Source organism: Paenibacillus sp. J22FR21 (genome assembly GCF_056269135.1).
Window position 1 is genome coordinate 525,389 of sequence record NZ_JBWDNJ010000003.1, and the last position, 26,358, is coordinate 551,746.

Genomic DNA, 26,358 nt, shown 5'->3' on the forward strand with positions numbered 1-26,358 from the left:
AAGAAATGAAGGTGTAATAATGGAACAGAAGAAGACCATTCTCTTGATCATGGGGAGCACACGAGCGGGGAGAAATTGCCCGAAAATCACGGCTTGGATCGAGTCCATCGGCCGAGCGAATCCAAGGTACGAGTACGAGATCATTGATTTGGGGGAATGGTCGTTGCCGATGGACGATGAACCGGGAATACCCGCATTGGTAACCTACAGCCAGCCCCACACGCAGGCTTGGAGCGAGAAGATCAAGAGTGCAAGCGGCTTGATTGTCGTCACGCCTCAGTATAATTGGGGGTATCCGGCGGTCCTCAAGAACGCGATTGATCACCTTTACCACGAGTGGCGAGACAAGCCGGTCATGATTGTAACCTACGGCGGTCATGGCGGCGGCCGGTGCGGGAAGCAGCTGCGGAGGGTAGCGGTTCGTCTGAGGATGCGCATCGTGCCTACGTCTCCTGGACTTCGGTTGTCGGATGCGATTATTCGTGAAGGAGCGGAGCTGTTGCCGGATCGTGAATTTCGGCGATATACGTCACAGGTTCAGCGAGCTTTATCGGAACTGGTTGACCAAATCGAGGGTCATGAACGTGTCATGGCACGAATGCGCCGTAGTTGGAAGGCGACGTTAGCTGTGCTTTCTTGATTAAGTATTATGACGGACTGTCACTTTGTGCAGTTATGAAATGGGACATTCCCCCATATATTTGTGATTGAGTGAACATAACTACAATCCAAGTGGAGGGATGTAAACGAATGGCACAGGAAGTTAAAGTAAATCAATCGATTGAAAATCTACTCAAGCAGCCGCAGCAGCTATTTATCAATGGTCAATTTGTACCTTCAGCTGAAGGCAAAACATTCGTAAGCTATAACCCGGCAACCGGAAAGCCGCTTGCTCAGGTGCACGAGGGCAAAGAAGAGGATATTAACCGCGCCGTTGCTGCCGCAAGACAAGCCTTTGAAAGCGGTCCTTGGCGTACAATGAGCGCCTCTGAGCGTGGTCGTCTTTTATTTAAACTCGCTGATCTAATTGAAGCAAACTGTGAAGAGATTGCACAGCTCGAGTCGCTCGATAACGGGAAACCGATCCGCGAAACGCGAGCAGCCGATCTTCCGCTTGCAATAGATCATTTCCGCTACTACGGGGGATGGGCAACTAAAATTACAGGGCAAACGATTCCCGTAGCCGGCGAATATTTCAACTACACCAGACACGAGCCTGTCGGCGTTGTCGGACAAATTATCCCGTGGAACTTCCCGCTATTAATGGCGGCATGGAAACTGGGTCCCGCCCTTGCCACAGGCTGTACCGTCGTATTAAAGCCGGCAGAACAAACGCCGTTGTCCGCGATTTATTTGGCAAAGCTCATTCAAGAAGCGGGCTTTCCGGATGGCGTCGTTAACATTGTCCAGGGCTTTGGTGAAACGGCAGGCCAAGCGCTTGTCAATCACCCCGATGTCAATAAAATTGCCTTCACCGGGTCCACGGAAGTCGGCAAACTCATTGCGCGTCAAGCGGCGGACCATGTTAAACGCGTAACCCTCGAGCTTGGGGGCAAATCACCGAACATTATTCTGCCGGATGCGGATCTCTCCCGCGCGATTCCCGGTGCACTCGGGGGCGTAATGTTTAACCAAGGGCAGGTGTGCTGCGCCGGAAGCCGCGTGTACGTTCAGAAAAAAGCATATGATAACGTGGTTGCTGACATGGCGTCCTTTGCAGCCCAAATTAAACAGGGACCCGGCATTCACGCCGACACGGAAATGGGCCCGCTTGTATCACTGGAGCAGCAGCAAAAAGTGCTCGGCTATATTCGCCAAGGACGCGTGGAAGGTGCGGAGCTCGTTTGCGGTGGGGAGGACCGATTCGATGCCGGCTATTACGTCAAACCGACGATTTTTGCCGACGTTGACGAATCGATGACCATCGCCCGCGAAGAAATCTTCGGTCCGGTTGTGTGTGCGATTCCGTTTGAATCCATCGATGATGTGATCGATCGCGCCAATAACAGTGAATACGGACTTGCCGCCGGTCTGTGGACAGAGAATCTTAAAAATGCTCACTATGTAGCCAACCGGCTTCGCGCAGGTACTGTGTGGGTGAACTGCTACAATATGTTTGACGCTGCTTCTCCTTTTGGCGGCTATAAGCAGTCTGGCATCGGACGCGAAATGGGCGACTACGCGCTTCGCAACTACACCGAAGTCAAGAGCGTCTGGATAAATATGCAATAACGATAAGCTGAAAAAATGGGCCAATGAACGCGAAGCATCGCTTCCGTTCATTGGCCCTTTTCTAATGGAAGGACACTAAGTCGAACCAGCCGAAGCGATGCCGTTAAATACGGCAGGGCCGGCTAGAACGAGACTGAAATAACCGTCTACGGCAATAAACAGCGTGTAACGAATTTGTTGGCCTAAGACATCAGCTGCAGGCGGAAAGTCGCCGGCAGACACTGTGATCGGGAACAAGGTGCTCCAACGATAAATTTCGAACTGTTCATTAAGAATCATCACACCTGTACCTGCAGTGCCGTCGCCGCCGCGTTCCACAGTGAGCGTCACGACAGTTGGGTCCAGAATCCCTTCTTCAGGCTCTACCGCCGGTGCGAAATCGATGACTGCCGTCCCTGTCAAAGCAACGCGGACGTTGGATGTGTTGAGTGGAATCGCACCCAGAACTTGCAGACCGATGTCCCCGATTAACAGAGGCAAATCGGATAATGGGTCTGATCCGCCGAATTCGTTGCTATGAATGGAAATACGAGAATCCAGAAATTGAATGGGCATATAATCACCTCCAATCACTACTAGTATTCTATGATTTGTTTAAGCAAATGGACTAGTCTATCGCGCATTTATCATCTCTCGAATCCCGTTAGAGGAAGAAAGACTCAATTGGAAAGGCAGGGAGGTATTCGTGTGAGAGATAGAGAAGATAGGGAGGTAGCTACTATTTACTATCAAAGCGATGAGAAGCGAAAAGGGGATTCACAATGGTTGGAGCGATTGTTCTGTGGTTGATTATGGTTTCCGTTTTCTTCTTTATATTGCATGCAGTCATTCAGTCCGCACTGGATTCTTCGAACATGGCTAAGAACATTCAGGACATAAGGGATTATTTGTATGATGCGAAGAAGGAAGGCAAACCGAGTAAACACAATGCAGCCCAGCGGCTCCGATCAAATCAACCCGGCGCACCTGAAGACCTCTACGAGGAATGCCCTGCTTGTGGCGAGAAAGTTATCCAGCATGATCCGGAATGTCCGAGCTGCGGTTTGAGACTGAAGGATTAGCAAGCGAGGAGGCGGAGCTTCATGAACAGAGTCTTGTTAACCGGCTTTGATCCATTTGGTGGAGAAACGATCAATCCCGCATGGGAGGTAGTCAGCCATTTGAGCCATCAGCCATTTGAAGGGTTCGAAGTGGAGGTCAGACCGATCCCGACGGTGTTCACGAAGTCCATACAAACACTAAGGCAGGCCATTCTGGAGGTAAAGCCGGATGTAGTGATCTGCGTCGGGCAAGCGGGAGGCCGAAGCGATATTGCGATAGAGCGAGTGGCGATCAACTTGAATGATGCCCGTATCCCGGATAATGAGGGTAATCAGCCGATCGATGAGCCTATCGCGGTAGCAGGTCCGGTTGCCTATTGGTCCTCACTGCCGATAAAGGCCATTACCGCGCAGCTGCGCAAAGCAGGCATACCGGCCTCGGTATCCCATACTGCGGGTACATTTGTATGCAATCATCTCTTCTATGGTCTTCAGCATATGATTGCGACGGAGTTTCCGGCGATAAGAGGCGGCTTCATTCATATCCCCTACTTACCGATCCAAACGAATCAGAAGCCTCAGCTGCCTAGCATGAGTCTGGAAGATATGGTGAAAGCCATCGAAATCGCCGTGGTTACAAGTGTTCAGCATGATCACGATATTATTGCTTCAGAGGGTCAGCTGCACTGACGGAATGATCTTGGAGTTCAAAGTGATGAGCATGAAAGTGACTGGGTGCTGTGTTTGAAGAAGCAAGCCTAACTAAGGGGAGAGCGTGAGTTATGGTAAGTCAGGCAAAGGAGATATCCGTGTTGCGGTACGGAAGTGCCGAGCCGCTGCCGGAGCGGCTGCTACTAAAGGCGGGGCCACTGACAGCTGCGCTGGAAGAGGGCGGACTTCGTTATATTCGCCATGGCGGGCAAGAAGTTGTGCGTGGCATCTACGCCGCTGTCCGGGATCAGAACTGGGGCACGATCAAGCCGGTTTTTCGGGAGTTTCGTGTGGTGACGAATCGCAGGGATGAGTTTGAAGTCAGTTTCGTAGCAGAGCATCGGCAGGGCGAAATCGACTTGGAGTGGGAGGGAGCCATCACCGGCTCGAAGGATGGAACGATTAGCTTCACATTCGACGGTGAGGCGCGTTCGACGTTTCTTCGCAACCGAATTGGCTTCTGCATTCTGCATCCTTCCAATCTGGCAGGTTGTAAGGTGGAGGTAGAGACGGCGGAAGGGACGGGGAGCGAGTCGGGGGACGGGATGGGGAACAAGTCGGAGATCGGAACGGGGAACCGGACTATTTCGGGGGTGTTCCCGGAGCGGATTTCGCCGCATCAGCCATTCCTCGGCATGGCAGCTATTCGCCATGAAATAACGCCGAAGCTGACTGCGGAGCTGCGATTTAGCGGTGATTTGTTCGAGATGGAGGATCAGCGAAATTGGACAGATGCCTCTTACAAAACATATTGCACACCGCTTAGCATCCCTTACCCGGTGGAAGTGGTACGTGGGGAGCGAGTTAAGCAATCGGTTACGCTTAAGTTGATTGGTGAGAGAGTGGAAGTGGACGAGGCTGTGGATTCGCTTGATTCGGACTTGAGTTCGGATGAGGTTGGCGGAGACTTGGTAAGGGGTTCGGCTGAATTCTCGGGTACACAAGAGATTAGAATTGAGTTGCGTGACCATGTGGTCGGGCAGGTTCCGGGTATCGGTTTAGGCATGACGCCGGGCCGTACGGCAGCGATGACTGAGATTGAGGCACTTCGCCCGCTTGATCTTACTTTCCTACGAGCTGTTATTCGATTGGCAGATGCGGGCTGGGAGCAGGAGCTTGCGAATACGGCGGCTGCCGCAAGCGCGCTTGGTGCAGGTATAGAGCTTGAAGTGGTTGTACCGGGGAAAAGGGAAGGCGAAGTGGGAGGGCAAGGACAAGGGCAAGGACAAGGACAAGGACAAGGACAAGGGCAAGGGCAAGGGCAAGGGCAAGGGCAAGGGCAAACCCAAAGCCCAGGCCAGCAGTTGCTGGAGACACTTGTTCAAGCTATTGCCGAAGTGGAAGCTACGGTGGATACGGTGTTTGTATTCCCAGAGGCCGGATTCGTGAGCAGTCATGAGCTGTCCTCCGAGCTTATGAAGCTGCGCGATTCGGCGAAGCTGTCCTTTCGCGTTGGCGGAGGCACTCGTGCTTACTTCACGGAGCTGAACCGCGCGGAGCTGCCGCTTGCTCCGATGGAAGCGGCGATGTACACGATTAATCCGCAGGTGCATGCCTTCGATATTGCTTCACTCGCCGAGACGGTTTCCGCTCAGGCCGATACGGTTCGCAGTGCGCGAAGTATTGTGCCCGGAATGCCGCTAAGCATCGGTCCAATCACGTTTAAGCCGCGTCTGAATCCGAACACGACTAGCGAAGAAGGAAGGCGCAAGTCCGAGGACCGGGCTAATCATACCGATGCGCGCCAATGGTCGTTGTTCGGCGCGGCGTGGACGCTTGGCAGCTTGCGAAGCTTATCGGAAGCCGGAGCCGAGCGGGTCTGCTATCTAGAGACAGCCGGTCCGCTTGGGGTTATGCATGATGGCGGGGAAGAGAAGTATCCGCTCTATCATGTATTGGCAGCTGCGGCCAAGCTGCAAGGTGCAGAAGTGCTGGATTGCCAAGTATCTGATCGGTTATGCTGCGACGCGCTCGCAGTCAGAAGCATTGATGGCGCTGTGACGCTGCTCGCAGCGAATTATACGAACGAAACCATTCGCGTTCGTGTGCAGTCGACGGCGATTAAGCCGGCGGAGCTGTTCGCGTTGGATGAGCGATCGGTCCAGCCGGTTGCGCCGGCAGCGTATCCGGCGCCGGTGGTGCAGGATGACGGCTCTTTTGAGCTGGAGCTGCTTCCGTTCGCGGTTGTAGTGGTGCGTTAAGGTTGGACGTGAACAAGGATGCGAGCCTAAGCCCGCATCCTTGTTTTTGTTATAGGGATAAATAACTGCTGCGAACGCTACTCCGACACAGACTTTAACTCGAAATACTCAGACTGAGCTCCCCATTTGACCAGCAGCTTGGCAGTTGTGTTTGGTATTAGCTCCTTCGTTCCGAGCGATGGAAGCATCGCATAAATTCCGTTCTCCGGTGCCTCGGGAATTAATATGCCGGAGCCGCCAACGGCGTCACCAAATGTGTATTCGGTCGAAAGTTGGCCGGTAGGTCTCGGATCTTCACCGTTGTACACAAGCACCTCTTTCATTTTGAATTGATCTGCGCCTTTGAGCTCGTAAACGAACAGAACAGCACTCCAATTATCGGCATGCCCTCTATACTCATAGACATATTCGAGATTGGAATCGGTCAATTCAGGAAAGTCAGTTTTGCTGATACCTCCATAAATATCAGACGGTTTCGTGCATCCACTAAGAACAACAACGCTGCACAAAATAATAAGTGTGCTCATTATCCAACGTGCGACATTCCTCACTCCTTTGATTTCCAGTTATAGCCATTATACCAGTTACTTGGTTGTAAGTGTGCTATAGGGTGTAAGTCAAAATTCAATCGGAATTTACAACAAAAGAAAGCCCTTTTACAATGCTTCCTCTCTGGCTTCGTACTACAATGTGAAGTAGAAGGGAGCGATTACAGTGAAGCAATTTGTATATGAGGATGAGCGGCTAAATGCGATATCGTTTCCGATAGGCGGCATTGGCACAGGCTGCATCGGTCTGGCGGGTAATGGCAGATTAATGGATTGGGAGATTTTGAATCGTCCAAACAAGCGCAGCATGAATGTGCTTAGTCATTTTGCAATCAAAGCGGAGGATGGCGAGCGCGTGCTTGACGCTCGGATTTTACAAGGGGAACTCCAACCTCCATATATGGGTGAGCCGGTGCGAGGAGGCGCGCTGCATTCCGGATATGGATTTGGCCCGCATGCTGGGACGCTGGGGGGAATGCCTCATTTTGAGAAGACTGTCTTCACGGGTACGTTCCCGATGGCTGATATCGAGTTTCAAGATCCGGCATTCCCAGGGCAAGTGCGAATGAGCGCGTTTAATCCGTTCATTCCTTCGAATGAAGATGATTCCAGTCTGCCGGCAGCTTTCTTTACGATTACCGTATCGAATACGACTGAGCAGGCATTAACCTACACTGTCAATTTATCTTCGGCGAATATGATGAAGACCTCGCCAAGTCAGCACCGCTTTGTGAACGATAACGGCTTGAAGCGAATACATATGGCAACACAATCGGAGCAGAAGGACAATCCGGAATATGGCGAGCTGACGATGGCGACGGATCAAACAGAGGGCAGCTACCAACAGTACTGGTATCGCGGCGGATGGTGTGACTCGCTAGAGATGTTTTGGCGGGATTTCACTACGTTTGGACCCTTCAACAATCGCGAATATGAGCCGGATGCCAAATTCCGCAATCAAGATATGGCTTCACTGGCAGCGTCAATAAACGTACCAGCAGGTGAGTCGCGCAGTGTAAGGTTCATGCTCGCTTGGAGCAGTCCGTTCATGTACAACCATTGGAATCCCGAGAAAGACGGCAAACAGACCATCTGGAAAAATCACTATGCGGTTCGATTCGAAGACTCGCTCGCCAGCAGTGCATATGCATTTGCAGAGTGGGATCGACTGGAGCGAGAAACGCGGCTATTCCGTGATGCACTGTATGGATCAACGCTTCCGGAGGCTGTACTGGATGCGGTAGTGGCGAATTTATCCGTGCTGAAATCGCCAACCTGTCTGCGGCTCGAGGATGGGTCTTTCTACGGCTTCGAAGGCTGCATCGAGGATGTCGGCTGCTGCGAAGGCTCCTGTACGCATGTTTGGAACTACGCTTATGCGCTGCCGTATTTGTTCCCGCAGCTGGAGCGGAGCATGCGCGATCTGGACTTTAAACATAATCGCCGCGAAGACGGGCAGATGCAGTTCCGACTGATGCTTCCTGTTGGGCGCGAGCGCTCCAAATATCACGCCTGTGCTGACGGGCAATTCGGCGGGATCATTAAACTGTACCGGGATTGGCGGATTAGTGGAGATGACGAGTGGCTAAGAGGGCACTGGGAAGCGGCAAAATCGATGATTTCCTACGCGTGGGCCGAGACCAATGAGGACCAATGGGATGCCAATCAAGATGGCGTGCTCGAAGGACGGCAGCATCATACGCTCGATATGGAGCTGTTTGGGCCGAATTCATGGCTGAACGGATTCTACCTGGCCGCTTTGAAGGCGGGGGCGGAGATCGCGGATTATCTGGGCGAGCCGGAAACGGCGGAGCTCTACCGCGGGCTGTTCGAACGTGGAAAAGCCTATACCGACCGCGAGCTGTTTAACGGAGAATATTATACGCAGCAGGTTCAATTACAAGATTTGTCGCAGCTTACCCGCTATTCAGATGGGAAGTCGTCGTTCGACAATGCAGTAGTGAATGCGTACTGGAATGCGGAAGCGGGCGAGATCAAATACCAAATCGGCGAAGGCTGCAGCATCGATCAGGTCGTCGCGCAGTGGCATGCCAACTTGTGCGGGTTAGGCGAGATCTTTGACGGGGAGCAGACGCGAACGGCGCTGCAATCGCTCTATCGCTATAATTTCAAGAGCGAGATGAGGAAGGAAGCCAACCCATGGCGGTTGTATTCGCTAGGCGACGAGGGCGGATTGCTCATTTGCACCTGGCCGGAAGGTAGGACGAAACCAGCCGTTCCGCTGACCTATAATTCGGAGACGATGACCGGCTTCGAATATCAAGCTGCGGTGCACATGATTCAAGAGGGCCTGTACGAGGAAGGCTTATCCATAGTCGAAGCCATTCGCCGCCGCTACGATGGGAACCGCCGCAATCCTTGGAATGAAATCGAATGCGGCAGCAATTATGCCCGCTCGATGGCCAGCTACTCGCTGCTGCATGCTTACAGTGGATTCCACTATCACAAAGGGCAGGGGCTGCTCGGTTTTGAGCCGAAGGTTGCGGCTGCAGCAGGAGTCGGTGCGGCGAGTTATCAGGCTTTCTGGGCTCTGGACGGCGCATGGGGAACGGTAAAATGCGGTGAAGATGCGCTTGAAATCGAAGTGCTCTACGGGGAATTTGCGCTGCAACGCCTTCAATTGGGCGAAGCGCTCACAAGCCGCGTGAAAACCGTTCGCCTAGGCGACGAAGAGCTGCAATTCGAGCAGAGCGGAGAGCAGCTAAGCCTAGTTAACGGCAGCGCCGTGCTCTCGCCGAATAGCTCGATTCGAGTGGTATTGAGCTTGGTGAATGGAGTGGCTCTGGGAGTAACCCATTAGCGGAATAGTGATGGGTTCAGCAGAAGAGTGGTTCTGGGAGCCACACATTGGTGGGAAACCGGGGGATTCTGCGAAAGAGTGGTTCTGGGAGCCACATATTGGTGGGAAACCGGGGGATTCGGCGAAAGAGTAGCTCTCAGGGATCTACATGAGCGGAAATCCGGTGAAATCCGCTAATGAAGAGTACCCAGGAGTCTACATGAGCGGAATTCCGGTGAAATCCGCTAATGAAGGGTACCCAGGGGTCTACATGAGCGGAATTCCAGTGGAATCCGCTAATGAAGAGTACCCAGGGGTCTACATGAGCGGAAATCCAGTGAAATCCGCTAATGAAGAGTCCCCAGGGGTCTACATGAGCGGAATTCTGGTGAAATCCGCTAATGAAGGGTACCCAGAGGTCTACATCAGCGGAAATCCGGTGGAATCCGCTAATGAAGGGTACCCAGGGGTCTACATGAGCGGGAAATCAGTAGAAACAGGGAAAGAGAGGTAGATCGTACCTCTCTTTCCCTGTTTCTAGAGGCGCATCTCTATGCGCTCCACTCTAAATGCCACACCTAAGCCGTCCGTTCAACCAGCCGACTACGCCTAAGCCGTTCACACCCAAGTCGTCCACAAGCCGCATAAGCTCTAGCCCACTACGCCCTATACATCCACACTAGCCATCCACCCTACTCGCTTTCGTTCATCCCGGCCCGGTATTGGCCGGGAGTAACTCCCGTCGTTCGCTTGAACGTGTTGGCAAAATGATGATTGTCCGTAAAGCCGCAATAATCGGCGATTTCGTGCATAGTCAGCATACTCGTGCGAAGCAGCTCTTTTGCGTGCTTGAGCCGCATCATAAGAAAATAGTGATAGGGCGAAACGCCGAATGTCTCGCGGAATACGACGTTGAAGCGCGGCACGGACAGGTTCGCCCTTTTTGCCATGTCGGCTACCCGCAGCGGCTCTGAGATGTGCAAAGCAAAATAGGATGTTACCCAGCCGAGCAGCGAGTGGCTCTTATTCGGAGTCCGCTCCTCCTCGACATACGGCTCAAGCAGCTGGAAAATCAATTGCAGTGCGGCGCCATGCGCCTTCATCCGATTAAGCAGTCCGCAAGCTCCGTCATCCCAGGCTTGAATGAGCGCAAGCAGCGTTTCGACGAATGCCGATTTATTTCGGGGCGTGAATAGGATCGGTATCTGTTGAAAGCCCTCCAATTCAGAAATCCGAGGCTGGATCAGCTCCTCTTGCCCAGCGACTTGTAGTTGCCCGGGCAACGTCACGAAGCTGCGCTCGCGATGCGGGTTATAGAATAGATCCATATGGACATACGGGGAGATGGTATCCGTCGTCCCCTCCAGAATATGAAGATCACCGGGCTGCAGCATGCAGAATTGCCCGCTCGTTATGGTAAATACTCTACTCTCCCGAGTAAGTGTCACGCGCATCGTTCCCTCTTGCACATAAAGAATCACGTAATCGAGCAAGGTGCGCTCGCCGAGGAGGAAGGGCTTACGAATCGCATTCGCCGCGGAACGAATGTAGGGAACAAGATCAAGCTGAGTAGCATTCATAAGTAACCTGCCTAGTATAAAATAGTTCGTCTAATCTATCATAGCAGGTCTGGCTGAGGGAAGCTTATGTTGGATGATAATTCTTGTTAAGTAAAATTTTACTTGACGATCGAATAAGGAAGCGATTACACTAGGATAAATTTGTAAGAGGATGGAGCGTGCAAAGATGACCCAGTTCTTGACAGCAGTTATCGGTTAATCGATATCTGAATAGGCATGATAGCTACAACACGCGATCGAACAGCTGCTCAGCAGCGGTCTGTTTGTGTTACCGGCTACCATGAACCCTGTCATGAACATTCATCCTTAACGCTTGGCCTAATCGGACGCGCAGCCCGTGCTGCGTACTCGTGCTGCCTGAAGCCGTAGATGGACATTCGTTCATCTGCGGCTTTTTTGCGTGCATTTTACTCCATACCTACAAATAATCCATGATGAAAGCAGGAATAACCTTATGAAACCAACTCAATCGTATACGATCTTTTTCTCGCAACGAACCGGAAGTACTTTGCTCGCAGAAGCGCTGACATCGACAGGTGTAGCGGGGGTTCCGAGAGAATGGATGCACGTTAATGATCCCGAAACAATCAGCTTACAAGAGATCGAGCAGAAATTGGAGGAAGGGACTACTCCGAACGGGGTCTTCGGTATCAAGGATTCAATATGCTTCCCTCAGTTCGACAAGTGGATCACGTGTTTTAGAGCGGCTTATAATCTGGCAGACGATGTACCTCGGCCGGCTGTGTGGGAAGCTGCTTTTCCAAACTGCAAATACATCTTCATGACGAGGCGGAACAAAGTACGTCTTGCCATATCCTGGTGGCGTGCGATTGTTTCAGATGAATGGCACCGCGGGCATGGACAGAAGCCTAGTGAAGTCGATATTTCCAATGAGTATAACTTTGATGCGATTAATCATTTGGTGGCGGAATCGGTATTGCGCGAGGCAGCGATGGAAGAGTTCTTCATTGAGGGCGGAATTACGCCGATGACCATCGTCTATGAGGATTTTATCCGGAACTACGAGCAGACGGTGCTGGATATTCTGACCTATTTGGGCATGGAGACGGAGGGTGTTGTTGTAGCACCACCACATTTTGATCCGATTGCAGATGACATTGCCGAGCAGTGGGTACAGCGCTTCCGTGAGGAAAGACAGAATGGCTGGACGAATCGGGCGTGGTAATTAGGCCTGACAACAAGAAGAGAATGCCCAACGCCGAAAGTAATCTCAGCAGGCATTCTCTTCTTGTCGAATCAGCTAGCCAGGCAGTGTTGCGAGCAGTTGATCGAGCAGATGCGCATATTTGGCATTGACGCCGTTAGCCTCATGCATGACCGTGTTGAAGTTTCGGACCGTCCCCATCTGGGAATGGCGGCGGTACAATGTCAGCGGCTCATTCAGATAATGAAAATCAACACGAGAAAGCAGCACGCGGATCCACATATCGTAGTCATGGGTATAGGGCAACCCCTCGTTGAAGCCCCCTAAACCGTGAAACAGCTCTTTGGTCATCATAATCGTGCATCCGTTGACCGGACATCCGTGCCGTATACCGTTAATGAACGCTTTGGCTGACGCATATTTGGCTGCTGCCGTATATTCCGTAATTGCCCCATGTTCATTGATGACATGGTAATCCGTATGGCAGATACGCGCCTGTGTTTGTTCCATATAGGCCACTTGCCGTTCCACTTTATCCGGCGTGAATCGATCGTCAGAACTGAGCCACGCGACGTATTTGCCGGTGGCCATCGTAATGCCGTAGTTCAGTGCGCTGCCTGTTCCACCGTTTCTTTTGCCAAGATAATGAATGCGGCTGCGATAAGGGGCGATCATGTTCTGATGCCGGGTCGAGCCGTCATCAACGACGATGATTTCGATATTCGGATAGGTTTGATAGAGCGCACTGACGATAGCTTGATCAACATAAGGATCGTTATAGAAAGGAATGACGATCGACACTTTTGGCAGCATAGTCTTTCTCTCACCTCGACGGTTTCATATCTATCCTTACTATATGGGGACAGGGCGAATGCAGACACAGCAGTTGTTCTTAGGTAGAAAACCATTTTTGCAGATTAAGCATGCTGCATTAACCGGAGTGCGATGAAGATGTTGATCAAATCAGCCGCATATCGGTTTGGGGAGAATGCGGTTTGGATGTGCTCCTTAGCGCCACGAACGATGAGCTCTCTTAGCGGTCTGTTGTCCGTTAGATCCTTTGCTTCTCGAACAGCCTCTTCTACCGTATGACTCACGAAAAATTTCCCGGTCTGATTATGCGTAATGAAGCAGCGAACGCCATCGGAATCGGTGGAGAGCACCGGACAAAGGCAGCTCATCGCTTCTGCGACAGCATAACCGAAGCCCTCGGTGGTTGAGGTTGAAAGCAGCATGCCGCCGGAATCTCCGATTGCGGATAAGTAATGGGGCATATGGCTATGTGGCATATTGGAGCGTATCGTAATATTGTTCTGCAGATTGAGCTCATACAGCTTGGCGTAGAATTTCTCTCGCTCGCCGGGTTCTGATATCGTGGCATCTTCAAAAATCCATAGCTGCATATTCGGGCGCTCCTTGACCAGTTCACTGCAAATCGACAAGTAAAGCGGCCAGTTTTTGTTGCGCTCCAGACGACCGATCCAGCCTAGGATTGGCGCACCGGTAGGATTCAATAGCGGCACATGATGGTGGATAAAGCTGCCCGTATCGATCATATTTTGCACATAGAATCGCGGGAGGGTACCCAGGTAGGTTTGAAAAAGCCCCATGAGATGTGAGGTCGGCGGGCTAATGGCAGCTCTGGCATACGTGCGAATATAACCTGAGGCAAATACGAAAGTAGCCAATGCTTGCTCCTTCGTGCCGAGTCCTTGAGCCTCGTAAATCATGGCACCCCGGTAACCAAGTCCGTACAGCCGTTCCAGCATAAGATGGTCGCAGGTTACAATGATAGCATCATATTGCTGCGCAGCTAGAATGGCTTGAATCTCCTCATTACTATTGGTGACGTAATGAGGGATGCCAATCATATTCTGCCTACCTGCGCCATCCCACAAATAGAGCGCGTGCGCCTCTATGCCAACCGCTCGAAGCGCATGATAGCGCAGCCGATTCAGCGTTTCGATCCCGCCGCTTGGAATAAAATACGTGAATAGCAGCTTCATCAGTTGCAGCCTCCCTATCTAGCAAACACATATGATTACAATATGTGGAAGAGTAGACGCGCGTGTGGGTAGTTGTTGATCAGTAGGAGATAAGTATCAATCACGGATAGGAACCCATCTTAAAGAGCGATTTTAATGCGCAACGATGTATACTGAAAAGGACGAAGGTTCAGTGCATGTATAAATGCGAGAGGAACGGTGGGAATGAATATCCAATTGGCATTAGACGAAGTAAACGCTGCAGCCAGAGTGAAGTCGGAAGGGGTTGTGTTTGCCCCTATCAGGATGGCCGGCGTGCTGGATGCGGATGCGTTGCGTCAGGTTGCTCCTTTTGTACAAGATAGAGGATACGGCGAGGTCGTACTTGTCGTCGATGCGAATACGTGGGAGGCAGCGGGACAAACGCTTGCTGCGCATCTTGAGGAAGCGGGGGCGGCTTGCCGGATTTGCATGCTGAAGCCAAATGCCCAAGGGGATGTCATTGCGGATGAGCGGACGATCGTGCAATTGATGCTGGAAACGCCGTCGCATGTTAAGGCGATTCTGGCCGTAGGGTCGGGCACGATCCATGATATCGTGCGGTTCGTGTGTTATCAGACAGGACGTGATTTCTTGTCCGTTCCGACAGCGGCATCGGTGGACGGATTCACCTCCGTTGGCGCGCCGATCATTGTTGATGGCGTGAAAATAACGGTTCCGGCCGTCGCGCCATGTGCCGTTTTCGCGGATTTGCATGTCCTTGCCGCTGCGCCGCAGCGACTTACGGCAGCGGGCTTCGCCGATATGCTCGGCAAGTTTACGTCGCTTGCCGATTGGCGATTCTCGCATGAGCTGGCAGGCGAGCCGTTCTGCCCGCTGGCTTATGAGCTCACCGAGCAGGCGCTCATGACGTGCATCGAGAACGTGAACGAGATCGCAACAGGTTCGCTTAGCGGGGTTGGCGTGCTGATGGAGGCGCTGCTGCTGTCCGGCTGGTCCATGCTGCTTGTGGGACATTCCCGCCCGGCGTCTGGGGGCGAGCATCATTTGTCGCATCATTTCGAGATGGCGTACATCCGCGAGGGCCGCAGGCAGCTGCTGCACGGGGCCAAGGTCGGCGTCGCTTCGGTGCTGCTCGCCGAGCTGTACCGCGAGCAGCTTGTCGCGGAGTACCCCGCCATCTATGGCGCGCTTCCGCATGCCGACCAGCTGCGGGACTGGCTCCGCGCAGCCGGCGGACCGTCCGATCCGGCCGAGATCGGCCTGTCCGACGCGCTCATCGCCGAAGCGATGCAAGAAGCGCATAAGCTGCGGAATCGCTACACGGGCTTGAAGCATCTGGTGCTGCGGGCGAGTTCTTGAGAGCAAGAATGTCGGCGCAACAATCAGCGCGCCAACAAACAAAAGGGCCGTACCCGAGTCAACAAAGTTGACTCCAGGTACGGCCCTTGCCCTTATCCTTACTTCGCAGCAGCAGGCTGCAAATAATTCGCGATAAACTTAAACGCGTTGTCTTGTTTCTCGCCGTTGATCCGGATGCCGGCAATGTACTCTTTGCCGAAGACCGGAACGCCTTTCATCAGCGGGCTGTCGGAAATATCGACGCCGTATACATGCGGGTCCGGAACGTCCTCCGTCACCGTTTTCATAGCCTGCTCAGGTGTGTAGCCCGGCCCCAGCTTGCTTAGATTCTCGCCATCAAGCGGAAGCAACGAGCCATCCTGAGCGAGCTTAATGAAGTTATCTTTATCCATGATGTAGACATCAGCCTTGTTCATCATGAGATCGATCATGCTTTTCTGAATCATTGCAGAGTCCTGCTGACTGTTCATTTGGGAAGGGACATACGTGAAGAACACGGTGACGCGCTTCCAATCCGGGAACTGCGAGAGGAATCGGTTCTCGAGCGGCTTAAGGTCGGACATCGGATAAGTGCCGTCCTCGCTGAAGTATTCGCCGAAGAAGGAAACGCTCACATCAACAGGCGGAAGCTTCGCAAGTTCTGCCATCTCGTGGCGATGATCGATATACGCACGCGTTCCGAAAATAATAATCAGAATGACAGCGATTACACCAAGAACATGAAACTTATAGTAGTTAAAGAAGTGCTCGGTCTTCTGAACGAAAGGCCCCATCGCCTTATATTTGCCGTAATTCGCTTGATTAAACTGCTCCGTCGTCTTCTGATCTTCCATCTCCAGGATCAGCTTGTACGCCCGGTTAATCTCTTCCAGACTGACGCCTTGCTCTTCGGTATGATCGGTTACTTCACGTTGCTTCGTCATACGGTCACGGCGGATCAGAATAAAATAACGCTTCTCCACATCTTCCTTCGCTGCGCCTTCCGGCAGGCCAAGCAGCTCATAAGCCTGTTTCAGATCATTCATAAGCGGGCTACCTACACTTTCTCTTAAACTTATACTTGTATGTCTACTAGTATACTTCCTTTGCCACCATTCGGGCAAAATAAAACAAAACAGCCCCGCCATGTACTTTCTGGCAAAGGGCTGTCAGTCTTCTCTTATAGCGTCCAGCGAAGCAGCAGAGCGGACTCCGTCAAGCCGCCGCCGAAGCCGTAAAGTAAGACCATATCGCCGGTTTTGATCCGATTATCCTTGATGGCAAGATCGAGAGCGAGCGGGATGGAAGCTGCAGACGTATTGCCATATTCCCGCATGCTAGTCAGTGTGTGCTCAAGGGGAATACCGGTCCGCTCGCAAACCGATTCCACGATCCGCATATTGGCGCTGTGCGGAACGAACCAGTTGATGTCCGCAAGCGTCAGGTTGTTCTGGTCCATCAAGGTTTGAATGCCTTTAGGCACAGTCGTTACCGCCCAGCGATACACCTCGCGCCCGTTCTGAACGATCATGCCGTTTGTCTGAATCGGCACGCCATCAATGGCGGAAGAAAGCGATGAGCGGTATAGCTGATGGCCGTCATTGCCTTTCGTATTGTTGTAGGAAGCGAGGAAAGCCCCGTCCTCACTGCGTTCTATGAGCATCGCTCCGGCACCGTCACCAAACAGAATACATGTGGAGCGGTCGGTGTAATCCGTCGCTTTGGAGAGCGTCTCCGCGCCGATAACGAGAATTTTGTGATAAGCACCTGAGAGCAATAACCCATTGGCGAGCTGCAGTCCCGAGACAAAACCAGCGCAAGCCGCTTGCACATCGGCCGCTCCGCACGAAGTAATACCAAACTCCGCCTGTACCCGTGCAGCCATACTTGGGAAATAGGTATCCGGCGTAGTTGTTGCGACTAGGATATAATCGACATCCTCCAGCACGACTCCGTAGCGGAGCTGTAAGTCTCGAACCGCGCCGAAGCAAAGGTCGCTGCAGAACTGATCGTCTGCGGCAATCCGTCTTTCTTTGATGCCGGTCCGCTGGAAAATCCACTCGTCCGTCGTTTCTACCATCTGCTCTAAATCTTGATTCGTTAACACACGTTCAGGGACATAAGCGCCAAAAGCAGTTATAGATGCCAGTGATCGTAAAGGATGTTGCAGCATGTTCTTCATCTCCTTAGTACTAGGTACTATGATCTGATATTAATAATAGTAGCGTACACCTTTTTATTACACATGTCTATGTCTGGTGTCAAAACTGTTGAGAATATTTGCTTAATTAATGAGAGAATTTTCGTAACTATGATAATTGATTTATTCACGCACATCGATCTATTTTTAATCAAATTACGGCATAAACACTACAAATATTGTGTTCCAGTACTGATAAATTATCCAGCAACCTTGATGATTTAATTAACAGGTCAGCACACGAGGGATTTGGATGCAAAAATAGAATAAATGGTTAGGGGAGATTTGCGAAGGGGGAGGGGACGGTTTGGCTGGCTGCAGCATTCAACTATTAGGCGGTTATAAAATTACCTTTGACGAAGAAGATTTTACGACGTCTACTTCCGGTGCAAAGGCGCGGCTGCTGGCATACTTGGTACTAGCTTTTGACATGCCGCAAACGAGGAAACAAATTGCCTTTGATTTCTGGCCGGACTCCACAGAGAAACAAGCCTTATCCAATTTGCGGAAACTCCTTCACGACCTGCGGGAATGTCTTCCACAAACCGATCGATATCTCAAAATTACTCCAGCATACATGCAGTGGAATCTTGAATTACCCGTTTATTTGGATGTGCGCGAGTTTGAACAGGGGGCAGAAGGAAGAACCCTTTACGAGCTTCGCAAAGCGGAAGAATTGTACAGAGGAGAGCTTCTGCCCGGTTTTCAAGAGGAATGGCTTGGTGCCAAGCGGGATCAATTGGCGCAAACGTATTCATCTGTACTCGACAAGCTTATTTCTATTCTGGAAAATCAGCGGGAGTACTCGTCGGCCCTATTATATGCGAATAAGCAGCTTGTACTGAATTCATTAAGGGAGGAAACTTACCGTAAGCTGATGAGGCTCCATGCCTTGAATAATGACATGGCAGGCGCAGTGCTAATTTATCAGCAATTGCGCAGCATACTGCAAGACGAGCTAGGGATTGGTCCTGCGGAGGAAACTTTACAGCTTGTAGAAAGACTCACGCAAATGGGCAGCGAACCACCGACTGCTGAACAAAGCAAGACTCCGCTGGTCGGCAGAATCAGCGAATGGGGAAACATGGTTAGCGACTGGAAGCAGGCAACGATCGGAAGAAATTCCCTCCTGCTGTTGAAGGGTGAGGCGGGAATCGGCAAAACCAGATTGGCTTTGGAATTTAAAGCATGGGTAGAGAGACAAGGGTACCAAACGGCCTTTGCCGGATGCTACCCGTCAGTTAGATCATTGTCCTACACACCGATCACAGCATGGCTCAGGAGTGTTCCCTTGCCGCAGCTCAGTCCGATCTGGCTGTCGGAATTGACCCGTTTGCTGCCAGAACTGTGGGAACGATACCCGGACTTGCCGAAGCCGGATCTCATTCAGGACAACTGGCAATTGAACCAATGGTATGAAGCGATAGAGCGGATGCTGCTGGTTCAGCAACCGCTGCTCCTCCTCCTTGACGATATTCAATGGTGCGATGGAGAGACGCTGCAATTCCTCTCTTATCTACTCCGTAATGAAACCAAGTCAAAGCTGTTAGTTGTCGCGACAATGAGAACGGAGGAGTCTCCGGGCGATGCCATCGTACAATTTGTCTCGAGGCTTCGAATGGAACGGAAGCTGACGGAAATCGAGCTGGCACCATTCGGTGAGGAAGAAACGAAACGGCTGATGGCCGCTAATGTCGGCGATGAGTTGGCAGACAGCCATTCGTCCAATTTATACGCGGAAATCGGCGGCAATCCACTGTATATAGTGGAAACGTTGAAAGAATGGCAAATGGGTAGCGACAACATTGAATTTCGATTTTCGCCTTATGTGAAATCCATCATTTTAAATCGATTAATGAAGCTTTCGCCGGATAATCGACATCTTGTATCCATCTTTGCCGCTGTCGGCAGACCTGTATCATTAGCGCTTATGGCGATGCTGGCAGGCTTGGGAGAGGAAGAGATGCTTGAACAAATGGAGCACTTGTTGCTATGGAAAGTCATGCAAGAGACAGAGGACGAGAAATACGACTTTACTCATGATATCCTAAGGGAAGCTGCGTATACGCTGAAAAACGAGAGCTTGCGCCGCCGATACCACCGGAAAATCGCAATCGCATTGATTGCTTTTCATCAAGAGCGGCTTGAAGCCGTTGCTGCGGAAATTGCCTTTCATTGCGAACTTGCGGTTATGAAAAAAGAGGCTATTCTCTATTACGAAATGGCCGCATCTGTTGCAGAGAAAATTTATGCCAATGCAACCCGGATAAAGTGTTACCGGAAGCTCATCTCCTTGTTGCCTCCCGAACAGATGCTGCCGACCCTAATGAAACTCGGCGATGCTCTTATCATAACGGGAGATTGGAACGAAGCGGAGCAGATTTACAGACAATGGCTAGCACAAGATGGGAATTCAACTGAGCTGCAGGAACGATCGATCTGCGACGTTGCGCTTGGCAATTGCCTGCGATTGCAGGGAAGATATGAGGAAGCAAGCTTTCACTTGGAACGGGCTCGACGCCATTTTGAGCTGATCGACGACCATTCCGGTCTTGGCTCTGCCTATGGAACGCTTGGTATGTTGCATTACTACATGGGAAATAACGACAAGGCACTTCACTATTTGACAGTAAGAATGGAATTGCCTCCTTCCGGAGATCGCGCGAAGGAGGATTGCCGGTTCTACGGCGTTATTGGGGGTCTGTTCTATCATCAATGTGAATTCGACCAAGCGATTCATGCATACAAGAAGCAGTTCAAGCTCGCGACGGAGCTTCGTGATAAGAACGCTGTCGCGAAAGCCTTGGGCGGATTGGCGCTTGTCTATCTCGACACCGACCAAATGGACCAGGCTTTCGACTGCATCGTGGATAAGATTGAGATCAGCCAATTGATCGGTGACCGGATGGGTCTGACTATCGCATTGGGGATGCTCGGCAAATATTATGGATGTCTGGGATCCTATACGATAGCGGCTGGGTGTATCGCCTATTGCCTTGAAGAAGCCATTGCCATCAAGGATTGGCGTTTTACCGCCAACTTGCTCGGATGGGAAGCCAATAACTTATTATTGCAGTTTCGAGATGAGGAAGCCAATCCGTTCGTTGATCGCTCGCTTCGACTGAGCCGACAGCTTCGCGCTCCTCTTTTTGAATGTAACGCGCTCTATCTCATGAGTGTGAAGAGTCTACACCAGAATCAATACGATCATGCAGTGGAAATAGCGGAAGAAGCGCTGAAGATCGCTAAGAGGCTTAATCGACGAGATATGCAACTCAAGCTTCTTTTGCAGCTCTTGCATTTGAATGCGGGGTTAAGCCGTATAAGCCCGATTGAGGCCTTGGAGCAGCTTCATAAGATGCTGATGCAGTATTCCGATCAGCAGGAGCAGGCAGCCATTTATTATGCGATGTGGAAGCTGAATTCCGAATCCTCAGCATATCGGATCCATGCGCTCTCTTTGAACGAAGAGCTATACCGGAAGTCAGGTAAAGAAGAATATCGTGTTCGTTGCAGCGAAATGAACGGTTTATGCGATGTCGCCGCCGTGGTGCGTCCAATGCCGCAGTTTGCTGCCGAAGTCACTCAACACAAAAGCATCACCGAAACCATTCTCAAGGAAATAGATGGTTATTTGAAGGTGAAGGCATAATCGCGAACCAAGAAGCGCTTTTGAAGCGCTTCTTTTTTTATGATGTTTTTAGGATATTCCCTATCCCATCTGCCTTGGCAAATGCCGAGAGACTATTTATTATGCTGGAGGAAAAATGATAAAAACAGTTATCTATTCCGTTAATTTATTGCTGGTGGCACTTGTGGTCGGGACGATGTTCGGGATTTGGTTTGGTGTCAATCCTAATCAGATGTCATATTCCGTTTATCTGGAACATCAACAGAAGTTAATCCGATCTTTAAATGTTAAATTGCCGTTATTGGCAGCAGTGGGTATCATACTCACCGTCATTTCAGCTGTTCTTTCCCGAGATGATCGCAACAGGATGCTGCTGCTGATTGTTGCGGCCATTTGTTTAATCATTGCGGGCATCATTACACGTTTCCTGAATCAACCCATTAATGCAAAGATAATGTCGTGGTTGATAGAAAATCCCCCCTCAGATTGGATGAGATTGCGAGATGACTGGTGGAAGTGGCATATTGTACGGTTGATTGCTGGACTGATCGGGCTAAGCCTACTTATTATTGGACTGCTAATATATTGATTTATTAAATAATCCCTATAAAAAGAGGTGCTATTGTGATACGGCAAACAGTTATTCTAGGACTAATACTATTGACGTTAGGAACACTGATTATCGGCTGTGGAGTCAATGATAACCAATCTGTATCGGAAGCTGTGGTGAGCCAAGCGCCAGAAACCACCGCAAAAAATGAATCATCCCATTCAAGCGAAGCTGATCGTTTAGACGATGCGGTACTTGGCGCGAAATTGAGCTATTTCGATTCCAAGTTCGGGACCGGCGTCAAAAAGGAGAACGAATCGACCATCGGTTATTTGGATGGCAAGCTTCGGGTTCTTGAAAATTTTGGAATCGCTTATACGATATACAATGCATACGTGGATCGCAAAGAAAAGGTGAGCGTAGAAGACGCGCTCGCGTTCATCAAGCAATTCCTGCCCAAGGATGCCAGATTCATGAAAGAGGAAGAAGATACCACTACGAAGATCCATAAATACACCTATACGAGCGAAGCTCTGAAAGCCCAAACGCAATTGTCCGGACAGTTCATAATCACCATCATGAAGGATCCGAACGACGAAGCGAACTGCAAGCAAGCGCAGATCAGCATTGATATTACGGCTATGTGAAATCGGCGGTTGAAGGAGGAGAAACAATGGGTTCAGTAAAAAAGTCACTGGCACTGGCCTTAGTCTATATGATGTTTGTGTGCGCGATAGGGCCGATTCCGCATACGTTTGCAACAGCGCATATTTATCAGCTCACCATCAATAACTCGGGCTCCTATTTGATCGCAGGCCAACCGTATCATGTTTCCTTCACTTCCGATAGAGCGATTTCGACGGACATGGACGTTCAGACAGACTATTCCACCGATAACGGTTTTACATGGCATTTCCTAAAAAACAGTGATTATGATGGATATGAAATTATTATTCCAATCGATCCACAGTTGACTTCGGCCATTCTCCGCGTCGGTGCATCCTTCTCACCAATCATCGGCTCAGACAGCTATTCTGAGCTGAAGATCGGCCCTTATACAATTTTGCAGCCTGGTTCGATCACGGATTTAACCTCAATGGCGAATACGGATGGTACCATCTCACTGGCTTGGACCGACAATACGAATATGGAATCGTATTACCAGATTACAAGGGATGGGCCTGACGGTTCAAAACTATTTTACGTAAAAGATACGATGGATCATAGGGGACCTCTCCGATTTGTCGACAAAGATACAAGTAAGTATACAAGTACAATCTACGCTTACTCGGTGCTGCCGGTCATTGATCAATTCCATATACTGGACAGCAACAGACCGGGAGTTGTTAGCGTGCTGGCAAAAACGATTGCGCAAAAAAGGCCTCTGGATACAATCGACGCTATAACCAATTTTCCTGGAATCACTGAACCGGACCCGAATAAAGTGAGAATCGAGCTTGAGTTTTACGATAAATGGAGCACGTATATCTTGGACATGGATAAAGTGGCCGTCAGCAGCATCTCGTTAAATAAAAAAGCAATCCATCTGAAGCAGGGGGAGAGCGAAGCGCTGATCGCGGCTATCCTACCTTCGAATGCTGCCAATAGGAAGATGACGTGGAGCAGCGATAATATGGAAGTCGCTACTGTCGATAATGCTGGTAAAGTGACGGGCATATCACCCGGTTCGGCCAAAATTACAGTGAAGGCTGATAGTGGGGGATTTACTGCTGTTTGTATCGCAACTGTAGCGGATAATCAGAAACCGACTACGGTTACGCCTACGATTCAATTTACGGATATTGATAAGCACTGGGCGAGTTCGGATATCATGATCGCAGTGAAGCTAGGAGCGGTGAGCGGTTATCCGGACGGTACTTTCCGGCCGGATGCGAATGTGACACGTGCGGAGTTCACGAGTATGCTCATGAATGGGCTAAAGCCAATGGGAGAAGGTACGCGACTTTCCTTCAAGGATGAGGGTGATATTAAAGCTTGGGCGGTTCCATCGGTGGAACTGGCAGTGAAACTCGGAATCATCAGCGGATATGCGGACGGTACATTCCGACCGAACGCGAATATTACCCATGCCGAAATGATCTCGATGGTCGTTCGCGCCTCCGGTCTACCTACTGATCTAGCACAGACAACCGGCTACGCTGATGACGCGATGATCCCGAAGTGGGCAAAAGCCTCCATATCCACGGCCGAGAAGAACGGCATCATTATCGTGAGTGGCATTACAGGCAATAAATTCGCGCCGCAAGTACTGTCCACTCGCGGGGAAGCCGCTTCGGCAATCGTTCGGATGTTAAATGTTAAGAAGTAGAAAAGATAGGATATTCACAATAATTATGAAGATTTGCTCTTTCAAGCAACGTTTAATCCGTTGCGTTGCATGCATGTGAAGAACATATTATGGAAATGCTATACTTTTACTCGGGTCATATCGAAGTAAGGAGTCGGCATCCATGAACGTCATTCATAATTACCCATTAGTCGCTGGTTTGGCTGCGATAATCATTGCGCAAGCGATTAAGGTTCCTATTTATTTGGTTACACATCGAACAATGGACCTCAAGCTTGCTTTTGGCACGGGCGGCATGCCTAGTTCGCATTCCGCAGCAGTAACAGCGTTATCGACTGCAGTCGGCATCAAAGAGGGATTCACTTCAAGTATGTTTGCGATCGCCTGTATGGTTGCATTCATTACGATGTATGATGCGGCCGGCATTCGCAGACATGCGGGGGAGCACGCCTCCATCTTGAATCGAATCGCCAAGAAACTATCCATGCACAGGCATGAGAAGGTCGATCCGGTGTTAAAAGAGATGCTCGGCCACCGCCCCAGCGAAGTGTTTGTTGGTGCGGTTTTTGGCATTGGGATCAGTATTTTGCTTCAGTATGCTTATTCGTAAAGCCGGCAAATACTAAAGTTTTATAAGTAAGATCAATACTTTACCTGATGATGAGAGGTGAAAACATTTCTATAATAGGATGAAAGCGATTACGCGATAGAGAAGGAGCGTTTAATAATGAAACCGAATGAGCCAATTGTCACGCATATATACACGGCGGATCCCTCTGCCCATGTTTTTGAAGGGAAGCTTTATATCTATCCTTCGCATGACATCGACCACGACGGACCGACGAATGATAACGGCGACCAGTATGCGATGGAAGATTATCACGTACTGTCGATGGACAATATGGAGTCACCTTGTGAGGACAACGGAGAAGCGCTTCATGTGAAAGACGTGCCTTGGGCGTCGAAGCAAATGTGGGCACCGGATGCTGCTTATCGAAATAATAAGTACTACTTATTCTTCCCGGCCAGAGACCACGATGGCATCTTCCGCATTGGTGTCGCTACGGGTACTTCTCCCAGCGGACCGTTCAAGGCTGAGGAGAACTATATTCCCGGAAGCTTCAGCATCGATCCTGCAGTATATGTGAATGATGATGGCAGAGCATTTATGTATTTCGGTGGACTATGGGGAGGGCAATTGGAGAAATGGCAGACCGGCACCTACTTGCCCGAAGCCGCTGGACCTGACGCACACGCGCCGGCACTTGGCCCACAAGTGGCCGAGCTGAGCGACGATATGCTCACGTTCAAACAATCGCCGAAGGAAATATCGATCGTAGACGAGGATGGGAATCCGATTCCGGCAGGGGACGAGGATCGCCGGTATTTTGAAGGACCATGGATGCACAAATATAAAGGCGTGTATTATCTCTCCTACTCCACTGGAACAACGCACAAGCTCGTGTACGCGGTGAGCGACAATCCGGAAGGACCGTTTGTGTTCAAAGGCACGATTCTGACACCGGTTCTCGGCTGGACGACGCATCACTCCATCGTAGAGTTTCAAGACAAATGGTATCTGTTCTACCATGACGCCTCGTTATCCGGAGGAGTCGATCATAAGCGCAGCGTGAAATTTACCGAGCTGCATTACAACGAGGATGGTTCGATCCAAACGATCGATCCCAATAAGGAATAGCATTGGAAAAGGAACTCAGCTTAGAGGCTGCGTTCCTTTTTTATGTGAATAGAGGCAGATGATGAACAGAAAAACTATCCGCTGGGAACTTCCCATTCACCCAATACAGTGGGTTCGAGCGAAGAGTAGCTCTGGGAACCACTCAAGAAGCTCACCCAGAGGTCTACTTAGTATCGAAAACAGTGAATAATATCGTGCAATAAAAACTGGAGAGCACTGAGAGTCGGAAAAACATATTCTCAGTAACAAAACTCCACCTATATGAGGCTGAAAGTCGCAAAAAGTGACTCTCAGCCCGAAAACTAACTTAGCTTTTATCACAGTAAGAGACTAATCCGCTAATGGAACCTCATTTGGTCGGTTATGT

Annotated in this window: 22 protein-coding genes; 15 read left to right on the forward strand and 7 right to left on the reverse strand. The window is 50.5% G+C overall.

Annotated elements, in window-relative coordinates:
- Positions 1 to 19: 19 nt before the first annotated feature.
- Together AC0YNS_RS13010 and AC0YNS_RS13015 are read left to right on the forward strand one after the other, a co-directional pair.
- A complete protein-coding gene (locus tag AC0YNS_RS13010) occupies positions 20 to 640 on the forward strand; it encodes an NADPH-dependent FMN reductase (protein WP_475781413.1) in 621 nt (206 codons plus the stop codon).
- 110 nt (positions 641 to 750) lie between these two features.
- Positions 751 to 2,232, forward strand: a complete 1,482-nt coding sequence (locus tag AC0YNS_RS13015; RefSeq protein WP_475781414.1) for an aldehyde dehydrogenase family protein — start codon at positions 751 to 753, stop codon at positions 2,230 to 2,232.
- 75 nt (positions 2,233 to 2,307) lie between these two features.
- Here AC0YNS_RS13015 and AC0YNS_RS13020 read toward each other — a convergent pair whose 3' ends face one another.
- Complete coding sequence (locus AC0YNS_RS13020; protein ID WP_475781415.1) at positions 2,308 to 2,787, reverse strand: hypothetical protein; 480 nt, start codon at positions 2,785 to 2,787, stop codon at positions 2,308 to 2,310.
- Positions 2,788 to 2,993: 206 nt separating this feature from the next.
- Here AC0YNS_RS13020 and AC0YNS_RS13025 point away from each other — a divergent pair, with 206 nt between their 5' ends.
- From AC0YNS_RS13025 to AC0YNS_RS13035, 3 genes are all read left to right on the forward strand, one after another.
- Positions 2,994 to 3,293 (forward strand): bL32 family ribosomal protein, encoded by a 300-nt coding sequence (locus AC0YNS_RS13025; protein ID WP_475781416.1) that lies wholly within the window; start codon positions 2,994 to 2,996, stop codon positions 3,291 to 3,293.
- 21 nt (positions 3,294 to 3,314) lie between these two features.
- Positions 3,315 to 3,962 (forward strand): pyroglutamyl-peptidase I, encoded by a 648-nt coding sequence (gene pcp / locus AC0YNS_RS13030; protein ID WP_475781417.1) that lies wholly within the window; start codon positions 3,315 to 3,317, stop codon positions 3,960 to 3,962.
- Positions 3,963 to 4,054: 92 nt separating this feature from the next.
- On the forward strand, positions 4,055 to 6,184 hold the full coding sequence (locus AC0YNS_RS13035; protein WP_475781418.1) for a D-apionate lactonase family protein: 2,130 nt from the start codon (positions 4,055 to 4,057) through the stop codon (positions 6,182 to 6,184).
- 77 nt (positions 6,185 to 6,261) lie between these two features.
- Here AC0YNS_RS13035 and AC0YNS_RS13040 read toward each other — a convergent pair whose 3' ends face one another.
- Positions 6,262 to 6,735 carry a hypothetical protein gene (locus AC0YNS_RS13040; protein ID WP_475781419.1) on the reverse strand — a complete coding sequence of 158 codons (474 nt, stop codon included), beginning with the start codon at positions 6,733 to 6,735 and terminating at the stop codon, positions 6,262 to 6,264.
- Between the two features lie 163 nt (positions 6,736 to 6,898).
- Here AC0YNS_RS13040 and AC0YNS_RS13045 point away from each other — a divergent pair, with 163 nt between their 5' ends.
- Both AC0YNS_RS13045 and AC0YNS_RS13050 read left to right on the forward strand, forming a co-directional pair.
- Entirely contained in the window at positions 6,899 to 9,553 is a 2,655-nt protein-coding gene (locus AC0YNS_RS13045; protein ID WP_475781420.1) for a GH116 family glycosyl-hydrolase, read from the forward strand.
- 199 nt (positions 9,554 to 9,752) lie between these two features.
- Positions 9,753 to 10,046, forward strand: a complete 294-nt coding sequence (locus AC0YNS_RS13050; protein WP_475781421.1) for a hypothetical protein — start codon at positions 9,753 to 9,755, stop codon at positions 10,044 to 10,046.
- A gap of 178 nt (positions 10,047 to 10,224) precedes the next feature.
- Here the strand turns inward: AC0YNS_RS13050 and AC0YNS_RS13055 are convergent, their stop codons facing one another.
- Positions 10,225 to 11,112, reverse strand: coding sequence for a helix-turn-helix domain-containing protein (locus AC0YNS_RS13055; protein WP_475781422.1), 888 nt, complete (start codon positions 11,110 to 11,112; stop codon positions 10,225 to 10,227).
- Between the two features lie 454 nt (positions 11,113 to 11,566).
- Here AC0YNS_RS13055 and AC0YNS_RS13060 point away from each other — a divergent pair, with 454 nt between their 5' ends.
- Entirely contained in the window at positions 11,567 to 12,298 is a 732-nt protein-coding gene (locus tag AC0YNS_RS13060) for a Stf0 family sulfotransferase (protein ID WP_475781423.1), read from the forward strand.
- A gap of 75 nt (positions 12,299 to 12,373) precedes the next feature.
- Here AC0YNS_RS13060 and AC0YNS_RS13065 read toward each other — a convergent pair whose 3' ends face one another.
- Positions 12,374 to 13,090, reverse strand: a complete 717-nt coding sequence (locus tag AC0YNS_RS13065) for a glycosyltransferase family 2 protein (RefSeq protein WP_475781424.1) — start codon at positions 13,088 to 13,090, stop codon at positions 12,374 to 12,376.
- A 104-nt stretch (positions 13,091 to 13,194) separates the two neighbouring features.
- Positions 13,195 to 14,283, reverse strand: coding sequence for a glycosyltransferase family 4 protein (locus AC0YNS_RS13070; protein ID WP_475781425.1), 1,089 nt, complete (start codon positions 14,281 to 14,283; stop codon positions 13,195 to 13,197).
- Between the two features lie 204 nt (positions 14,284 to 14,487).
- Here AC0YNS_RS13070 and AC0YNS_RS13075 point away from each other — a divergent pair, with 204 nt between their 5' ends.
- Positions 14,488 to 15,624 (forward strand): sn-glycerol-1-phosphate dehydrogenase, encoded by a 1,137-nt coding sequence (locus AC0YNS_RS13075; RefSeq protein ID WP_475781426.1) that lies wholly within the window; start codon positions 14,488 to 14,490, stop codon positions 15,622 to 15,624.
- Positions 15,625 to 15,722: 98 nt separating this feature from the next.
- Here the strand turns inward: AC0YNS_RS13075 and AC0YNS_RS13080 are convergent, their stop codons facing one another.
- Together AC0YNS_RS13080 and AC0YNS_RS13085 are read right to left on the reverse strand one after the other, a co-directional pair.
- Entirely contained in the window at positions 15,723 to 16,649 is a 927-nt protein-coding gene (locus AC0YNS_RS13080) for a J domain-containing protein (protein ID WP_475781427.1), read from the reverse strand.
- Positions 16,650 to 16,783: 134 nt separating this feature from the next.
- Entirely contained in the window at positions 16,784 to 17,776 is a 993-nt protein-coding gene (locus tag AC0YNS_RS13085) for a beta-ketoacyl-ACP synthase 3 (RefSeq protein ID WP_475781428.1), read from the reverse strand.
- Positions 17,777 to 18,110: 334 nt separating this feature from the next.
- On the opposite strand from AC0YNS_RS13085, the gene AC0YNS_RS13090 reads away from it, so the two are divergent.
- The 6 genes from AC0YNS_RS13090 (at position 18,111) to AC0YNS_RS13115 (ending at position 25,991) form a co-directional block, all read left to right on the forward strand.
- The gene (locus AC0YNS_RS13090) at positions 18,111 to 21,455 is read left to right on the forward strand and encodes a tetratricopeptide repeat protein (protein ID WP_475781429.1); all 3,345 of its coding nucleotides are present in this window, start codon (positions 18,111 to 18,113) and stop codon (positions 21,453 to 21,455) included.
- A gap of 115 nt (positions 21,456 to 21,570) precedes the next feature.
- Complete coding sequence (locus AC0YNS_RS13095) at positions 21,571 to 22,023, forward strand: anthrone oxygenase family protein (protein ID WP_475781430.1); 453 nt, start codon at positions 21,571 to 21,573, stop codon at positions 22,021 to 22,023.
- Positions 22,024 to 22,058: 35 nt separating this feature from the next.
- Complete coding sequence (locus AC0YNS_RS13100) at positions 22,059 to 22,631, forward strand: hypothetical protein (protein ID WP_475781431.1); 573 nt, start codon at positions 22,059 to 22,061, stop codon at positions 22,629 to 22,631.
- A 26-nt stretch (positions 22,632 to 22,657) separates the two neighbouring features.
- Complete coding sequence (locus tag AC0YNS_RS13105) at positions 22,658 to 24,313, forward strand: S-layer homology domain-containing protein (protein ID WP_475781432.1); 1,656 nt, start codon at positions 22,658 to 22,660, stop codon at positions 24,311 to 24,313.
- A gap of 142 nt (positions 24,314 to 24,455) precedes the next feature.
- Complete coding sequence (locus AC0YNS_RS13110) at positions 24,456 to 24,902, forward strand: divergent PAP2 family protein (RefSeq protein WP_475781433.1); 447 nt, start codon at positions 24,456 to 24,458, stop codon at positions 24,900 to 24,902.
- Positions 24,903 to 25,019: 117 nt separating this feature from the next.
- The gene (locus tag AC0YNS_RS13115) at positions 25,020 to 25,991 is read left to right on the forward strand and encodes a glycoside hydrolase family 43 protein (RefSeq protein WP_475781434.1); all 972 of its coding nucleotides are present in this window, start codon (positions 25,020 to 25,022) and stop codon (positions 25,989 to 25,991) included.
- Positions 25,992 to 26,358 lie beyond the last annotated feature (367 nt).

Coding starts and splice junctions, on each gene's coding strand:
- AC0YNS_RS13070 (WP_475781425.1), bottom strand. CDS start 14,283: ATGAAGCTGCTATTCACGTATTTTATTCCAAGCGGCGGGATCGAAACG.
- pcp (WP_475781417.1), top strand. CDS start 3,315: ATGAACAGAGTCTTGTTAACCGGCTTTGATCCATTTGGTGGAGAAACG.
- AC0YNS_RS13085 (WP_475781428.1), bottom strand. CDS start 17,776: ATGCTGCAACATCCTTTACGATCACTGGCATCTATAACTGCTTTTGGC.
- AC0YNS_RS13055 (WP_475781422.1), bottom strand. CDS start 11,112: ATGAATGCTACTCAGCTTGATCTTGTTCCCTACATTCGTTCCGCGGCG.
- AC0YNS_RS13050 (WP_475781421.1), top strand. CDS start 9,753: ATGAGCGGAATTCCGGTGAAATCCGCTAATGAAGGGTACCCAGGGGTC.
- AC0YNS_RS13110 (WP_475781433.1), top strand. CDS start 24,456: ATGAACGTCATTCATAATTACCCATTAGTCGCTGGTTTGGCTGCGATA.
- AC0YNS_RS13010 (WP_475781413.1), top strand. CDS start 20: ATGGAACAGAAGAAGACCATTCTCTTGATCATGGGGAGCACACGAGCG.
- AC0YNS_RS13095 (WP_475781430.1), top strand. CDS start 21,571: ATGATAAAAACAGTTATCTATTCCGTTAATTTATTGCTGGTGGCACTT.
- AC0YNS_RS13035 (WP_475781418.1), top strand. CDS start 4,055: ATGGTAAGTCAGGCAAAGGAGATATCCGTGTTGCGGTACGGAAGTGCC.
- AC0YNS_RS13015 (WP_475781414.1), top strand. CDS start 751: ATGGCACAGGAAGTTAAAGTAAATCAATCGATTGAAAATCTACTCAAG.
- AC0YNS_RS13115 (WP_475781434.1), top strand. CDS start 25,020: ATGAAACCGAATGAGCCAATTGTCACGCATATATACACGGCGGATCCC.
- AC0YNS_RS13060 (WP_475781423.1), top strand. CDS start 11,567: ATGAAACCAACTCAATCGTATACGATCTTTTTCTCGCAACGAACCGGA.
- AC0YNS_RS13075 (WP_475781426.1), top strand. CDS start 14,488: ATGAATATCCAATTGGCATTAGACGAAGTAAACGCTGCAGCCAGAGTG.
- AC0YNS_RS13080 (WP_475781427.1), bottom strand. CDS start 16,649: ATGAATGATCTGAAACAGGCTTATGAGCTGCTTGGCCTGCCGGAAGGC.
- AC0YNS_RS13020 (WP_475781415.1), bottom strand. CDS start 2,787: ATGCCCATTCAATTTCTGGATTCTCGTATTTCCATTCATAGCAACGAA.
- AC0YNS_RS13025 (WP_475781416.1), top strand. CDS start 2,994: ATGGTTGGAGCGATTGTTCTGTGGTTGATTATGGTTTCCGTTTTCTTC.
- AC0YNS_RS13105 (WP_475781432.1), top strand. CDS start 22,658: ATGGGTTCAGTAAAAAAGTCACTGGCACTGGCCTTAGTCTATATGATG.
- AC0YNS_RS13065 (WP_475781424.1), bottom strand. CDS start 13,090: ATGCTGCCAAAAGTGTCGATCGTCATTCCTTTCTATAACGATCCTTAT.